Source organism: Bacillus sp. B2-WWTP-C-10-Post-4, from assembly GCF_009183805.1.
Classification (GTDB): domain Bacteria; phylum Bacillota; class Bacilli; order Bacillales; family Bacillaceae_G; genus Bacillus_A; species Bacillus_A cereus.
Genome location: NZ_WEII01000174.1, coordinates 1 through 5,578 on the forward strand (window position 1 = coordinate 1; position 5,578 = coordinate 5,578).

Below are 5,578 nucleotides of genomic sequence, written 5' to 3' on the forward strand. Positions count from 1 at the left end.
CGTTTTTTATTGTAATTCTAGTAAATATGAGGTACGATTTGAAAGGGGAAAGAATTTTAATGCATATTAGCTTTCAAAATAGGGAGACAAAAAAGCACACTAATTTTACAATCGGGGAGATTGAGCAGTACATATTAGAGTTTAAAAAATTAATTAAAAATAATCGATTTACGGTTTCTCGAAATGAAAAAAGGAAAGAGAATAGTGAATTTTTAGAGGCTAATAAGATTAACGCTAGTAAAGTGAAAGAGATTCTTCTTAATATAGGAGTACGTGATTTTTGTTATGCAGTTGATAATAAAAATCCAAATTTTGCTCATGAAAAATTGTATATCTTTTGTCCACAATATGAGTTAGATAATTGGGGACAAAAGAAGTCGGTAGACATATATATTAAGATGAATCTAATTGAAAATAAGGACAGGAACAAATACATGATTGTTGTTTCTTTTCATAAAAGGAATAAACCAGTCACTTATCTTTTTAGGTAAAGATAAGTGACTAATGGTTTTAGAATGAGGGAGGATTTTTATGTTGGTTTTATGTGAGTTTTGTCGAGATATGGTAAAGTATTCTACTAAAGATGTTTCAAAAGTGACAGTCATTAGAGGGAAGCAATATCATTATGTAGGTAAAGAAGCAAATTGCGAGGAGTGTAAATCTGAAATATTTGTTCCTAACATTCATGATTATAATTTAGAACAATTAGATCATGCCTATAGACAACAGGAACAGTTAGTTACTATTTCTGAAATAAGAGAGGTTTTAGAAAAATATAAGATTGGAAAACGTCCATTGTCTTTACTTTTAGGTTGGGGAGAGGTTACCCTAACAAGGTATGTAAATGGAGATATTCCGACGAAGCAGTACTCGGATATATTGAAAAGATTAGGTAGAGATCAATCTTTTATGCTAGATATTTTGGAAAGAAATAAAGATTTAATTACTCAAAAAGCATATAGAGTCTCTACAGAAGCAATCGCAAAGCTACAGGAAAATGATGATATTCCTTCTACGCAGACTACGAAAATCGAGGAAGTTGCTAACTATTTGCTATATAAAAATGATGATATTACTCCTTTAGCTCTTCAAAAGCTGTTATACTATGCGCAAGGATTTTGTAAGGTGTTTACTGGGACATATTTATTTGAAGATGATTGTGAAGTAGGAAGTCATGGCCCGGTATATCGAGTTATTTTTAATAAATATAAAGTATATCAGTACGACAATCTTGAAGTTAATTATGATAGTACAAATCAATTAACTCAAATAGAAAAGGAAATATTAGACTGTGTAATCAATACTTTAGGTTGTTATAGTGGGAAGAGTTTAGAAAAAATGATTCTATTTGACTTACCACGGGAAGTTGCGCATCTAGAATTAGAAGATAATGATCCCGGTAAACCTATTATGGAAAAAGAAGAGATAGATAATTGCTTTAATACAATGAAACAGGCATATAATTTAGTTACAATTTCTGATATAAAGAAATATGGCATAAAAGCATTTGAAAATATAAACAATTCAATGTTGTAACTATATCATTTTTAATATGATTGATATATACATTTTATTTACTGTTAATCAGACCTCTGTAAAGGTATTAAAAGATAGTACTAATTACAGAATATTAGGAGTGCAGAATATAAACACTTTTAACACGATGTAAATGTGCATATTAAATAAAAAGTAAAGAGAATTGATACATTATATGGTAAAATGATATATGTGAATACGCCTTATGAAGTAAATTTTATGCTTTGGACCTTTAGCTCAGCTGGTTAGAGCAAACGGCTCATAACCGTTCGGTCGTAGGTTCGAGTCCTACAAGGTCCACTTATAAACAAGGAGAAAGCACTCAAATGAGTGCTTTCTCCTTGTTTATAATAAATAAAGGGGATTGTGACATGAAAATAATTGATTTAGAGACAGAAAGAAAAAAGAAGGGGAAATTAATGGTAACTATTCCAATTATAGAACTAATATATGGAGAAAAAGGGGAAATTGAATTTAAAGTAGTGGGAAAAAAAGTTGTTCCGCAATCCATGTTAGAGAATTAAACTACTTTCAATTTCTATAGGCTGTAAGGTTGTTAAGTGGGAGATTTCTAAGTACGGAAACCTCGTGGATTTTGATTGATTATGCTATCCCTGTAGTTCCTAAGGCTAAGAGATGAGTTTTCTCCGTTAGTATGGGAGAAAAAGGAGAAAGGAAAGGACATAGCTATTGCGGTTTTAAATACGGGTTGCAATATTAATATAAAGACGTTATTCTTTCCTATGATTTCTCAGAAAGAATAACGCCTTTTTCATTTTAGAGAGTATTTTGTCTTGTTAGCTTGATAGCGAAAGGGTAGGGCCATCAAAACGCAAATTTCGTACGCTAAGAGAATTTGGAAAGAGCTAAGGTCCTGATTCCCTTAAAGGACAAAACGAAGGAGAATTCCTAACAATAAAGTTGTATTCATCTAGGAAAATTAATATGCTCTGAACTAAGAGGTAAGATATTTGCCAACCTTCTTCATATTTTTTGTAGCTGGAGTTAAATACAAAATATTACAGAAGTAGAGACAACATTGATAATTAGATTTAGCCCACTGGTGCGTTGTAACTAGTCTAATAGTAATCTTTCTCGAAGCTCACTGTATTATCGAAAAGAATTGCGCATGCTAATGCATTCATTGCTTATTCTTTAGTTTATTGAATATAATGATCCTATTTCTAAAATAGAAGGATGATAGGATCAATTACTTGTCACTTTAAATTTAATTAAAAAACAATTGTATTAACAGCATGTAGATAATTGTTCCACCTGCTATGGAGAGAAGCATTTGTCTCTTCCATATGTGAAGGATTATTACTACTCCTACTGAAATTAATTCTGGAGCACCATGATTGCCGGATAATAAGTTCAGATCCTTAAAACAGTAAATAACTAAAAGACTTATGACAGCTGAAGGTAGTACCTTACCGAGATACTGGACATATTGCGGAGTAGGTTTATCTGATGGGAACACTAAGAAGGGAAGGAACCTTGTAATCATTGTGCCTAAAACCACTATACCAACTGTTATAACTTGTTGCAGTAAACTCATTGTCACACGGAAACCTCCTCTATGTTCTCTATTGGTTTTTTTAGGATAGTAAGTACTAATAAAATCATAATCATTGCAGGAATGATGAAATTGTTTCCACCAAAAATAATTAGGCTAAATATCGATAATCCCAGTCCTACAAGAGCGCTATAATGCTTTTTCTCCCTCATCCACTGTTCAACAAAAATCACAACGAAAAGTGCTGTCATAACGAAATCTAGTCCTTTTGTATTGAAGTGTACAAGGGAACCAAAAATACCACCAATTGCGGCTCCTATACCCCAATACAAATGATTAAGCAGTGTCACGAAGAACATAAACCAACCCTTATCAACATCTTTTGGAATATCAACAGTAGAATTAATAGAAAAAGATTCATCACATAGTCCAAAAATAAGATAAAACTTTTTCTTTCCAATTCCTTTATACTTCTCTAGCATAGAAATACCATAAAATAAATGCCGTGCATTCACCATTAAAGTGAGAAAAAGTGCATGAATTGGATTAAAAGCAACCAGTAATAAATTAGCTGCAATAAATTCCATTGATCCTGCGAATATGATTAAACTCATTAGAATTGGATATATTGCACTGAAACCCAGAGAGTTCATGTAGATTCCATAAGCAATTCCTAAAAATACAAAACCAGCAAAAATAGGTATTGTATAAGGAAAAGCTGCACGGAATGCGATTCTTATTTGATTTCTATTTTTCATATTATTCACATCCTTAATCAAGAGCTTTATTGCATACAAATTTAACACATAAAATCCATACAATGAACAAGAAAATTGTATGGATTACAATTTTCTTTAGCGGAAGTGTGTTATTCTAACTTTAAAATAATGCTGAGTTTTTATCCTTGTAATACTTTTCAAAGTTTATAAATCTTAATTTTAACTATTAAAATTTATCCTATAAAAATTTAATCGTAGAGGTGAAGCATGCCAGTAAATTCATTTGAAAATTACTCTATGTCTTGGAAACCTAATAAGGAACTATTAAAGCGTCCGTTTTATTCCTCTATTGCAGCACTACTTGAACATGATATTGTAAATGGTTTTTTAGCTCCAGGAACAAAATTGCCTCCACAACGAGAATTAGCAGATTTTTTAGATTTAAACTTTACAACAATTACCCGAGCTTACAAACTATGTGAAGTTAAAGGCCTAATTTATGCAATCACAGGGAGTGGAACTTTTGTAGCTCCTAATGCAACTCGTTCCATTACTATTTCTACAGAGGAAATCAGAAACTGTATTGATCTTGGATTAGTAGCATCATTTGAGCAAACTAATAGTATTGTCGCAGAGACTATTCAAAAGGTCGTAGATAAAAAGTATTTAGAGCAACTATTAAATTACAATGATCCAACTGGTCTTCCGCACCAAAAAACGGCAGGTCTCAATTGGATGAAGTCTTTCGGCATTAATGTGGATCAGGACCATATAGCAATAGTTTCGGGGGCACAAAATGCTTTAGCAATTACATTGACAGCGTTGTTTAAACCTGGAAACCGAATTGCAACTGATGTATACACCTATTCAAATTTTATCGAATTGGCAAAAATGCTACATATTCAATTAGTACCCATTCAAGGGGATGAATTTGGAATGCTCCCAAGTGAACTCGATAAGCAATGTAGTCAATTAGATATTCATGGTATTTTTTTAATGCCTTCTTGCTCTAATCCTACTACGATTATGATTTCAGATTTTCGAAAGAAAGAGTTAGCAGCAATCATTCGAAAGCATCAAATAATTTTGATTGAGGATGATATTCATGCATTTTTGACAGCAGGGGTTATTTCTGATTATGAGCAACCAATGTTTAATTTACTTCCAGAACAAAGTGTTTATATTAGTGGAACTTCTAAGTGCATTTGTTCAGGATTAAGGGTTGCTTATATGGTATTCGGAGATGCCTTACGTAAGGATATTTTAAAGGCTATATTTAATGTCAATGTTAAAACATCTTCTTTAGACGTAGAGGTGATAACAGAGCTAGTGTTATCAGGAAAAGCTCATGAAATTGTTAAGCAGAAGAAATTTTTAGCAGAGTCTGCAAACGAAATTTATTCAGGATATTTTTCTTCCAACAAGCCTGTAGGGCATCCTTTTAGTTTTTACCGTTGGCTACCTATTCAAAATCATTATGATGCATTTCAATTAGAAACAGATTTGGAGAGGCACGGCATTCGGGTTTTTCATTCCGAGCGCTTTATTACAGCACAAACCATGCCTAATCAGTATTTACGAGTCGCTCTATCCTCTACAAACTCATTAGAAGAGTTGAAAATAGGGCTAGAAATACTAAAACAATATCTCGGCTAGTGTGAACTACCCGCCACTTAACGTCCTAACGGACTGTTTGAAGTGGGGGCTTCTCGGTTAGTCGTTACTTTTGGTAGCTAACGAATTCGTCCTAAGACAGCCGAGCTAACTCCCTTGTTCCAAGGGTTATTTTATTGCTATCTATACTAAC

General features: G+C 32.7%; 6 protein-coding genes and 1 tRNA gene. 5 read left to right on the forward strand and 2 right to left on the reverse strand.

Annotated elements, in window-relative coordinates; genetic code table 11:
- Positions 1–59 precede the first annotated feature (59 nt).
- From GBN78_RS28115 to GBN78_RS30485, 4 genes are all read left to right on the forward strand, one after another.
- A complete protein-coding gene (locus GBN78_RS28115; protein ID WP_000548170.1) occupies positions 60–491 on the forward strand; it encodes a hypothetical protein in 432 nt (143 codons plus the stop codon).
- Positions 492–531: 40 nt separating this feature from the next.
- Positions 532–1,536, forward strand: a complete 1,005-nt coding sequence (locus GBN78_RS28120; protein WP_152127951.1) for a type II toxin-antitoxin system antitoxin SocA domain-containing protein — start codon at positions 532–534, stop codon at positions 1,534–1,536.
- Positions 1,537–1,762: 226 nt separating this feature from the next.
- Positions 1,763–1,836, forward strand: a tRNA-Ile gene (locus tag GBN78_RS28125).
- Positions 1,837–1,907: 71 nt separating this feature from the next.
- Positions 1,908–2,060 (forward strand): hypothetical protein, encoded by a 153-nt coding sequence (locus GBN78_RS30485; protein ID WP_000691090.1) that lies wholly within the window; start codon positions 1,908–1,910, stop codon positions 2,058–2,060.
- Positions 2,061–2,764: 704 nt separating this feature from the next.
- Here the strand turns inward: GBN78_RS30485 and GBN78_RS28130 are convergent.
- Positions 2,765–3,100 carry a branched-chain amino acid transporter permease gene (locus GBN78_RS28130; RefSeq protein ID WP_000178817.1) on the reverse strand — a complete coding sequence of 112 codons (336 nt, stop codon included), beginning with the start codon at positions 3,098–3,100 and terminating at the stop codon, positions 2,765–2,767.
- Entirely contained in the window at positions 3,097–3,810 is a 714-nt protein-coding gene (azlC, locus tag GBN78_RS28135; RefSeq protein WP_070184236.1) for an azaleucine resistance protein AzlC, read from the reverse strand. Before azlC ends, GBN78_RS28130 begins: the two co-directional genes overlap by 4 nt.
- A gap of 228 nt (positions 3,811–4,038) precedes the next feature.
- Here azlC and GBN78_RS28140 point away from each other — a divergent pair, with 228 nt between their 5' ends.
- Positions 4,039–5,427 (forward strand): aminotransferase-like domain-containing protein, encoded by a 1,389-nt coding sequence (locus GBN78_RS28140; protein WP_098994413.1) that lies wholly within the window; start codon positions 4,039–4,041, stop codon positions 5,425–5,427.
- Positions 5,428–5,578: the final 151 nt, after the last annotated feature.

Coding starts and splice junctions, on each gene's coding strand:
- GBN78_RS28115 (WP_000548170.1), top strand. CDS start 60: ATGCATATTAGCTTTCAAAATAGGGAGACAAAAAAGCACACTAATTTT.
- GBN78_RS28120 (WP_152127951.1), top strand. CDS start 532: ATGTTGGTTTTATGTGAGTTTTGTCGAGATATGGTAAAGTATTCTACT.
- GBN78_RS30485 (WP_000691090.1), top strand. CDS start 1,908: ATGAAAATAATTGATTTAGAGACAGAAAGAAAAAAGAAGGGGAAATTA.
- azlC (WP_070184236.1), bottom strand. CDS start 3,810: ATGAAAAATAGAAATCAAATAAGAATCGCATTCCGTGCAGCTTTTCCT.
- GBN78_RS28140 (WP_098994413.1), top strand. CDS start 4,039: ATGCCAGTAAATTCATTTGAAAATTACTCTATGTCTTGGAAACCTAAT.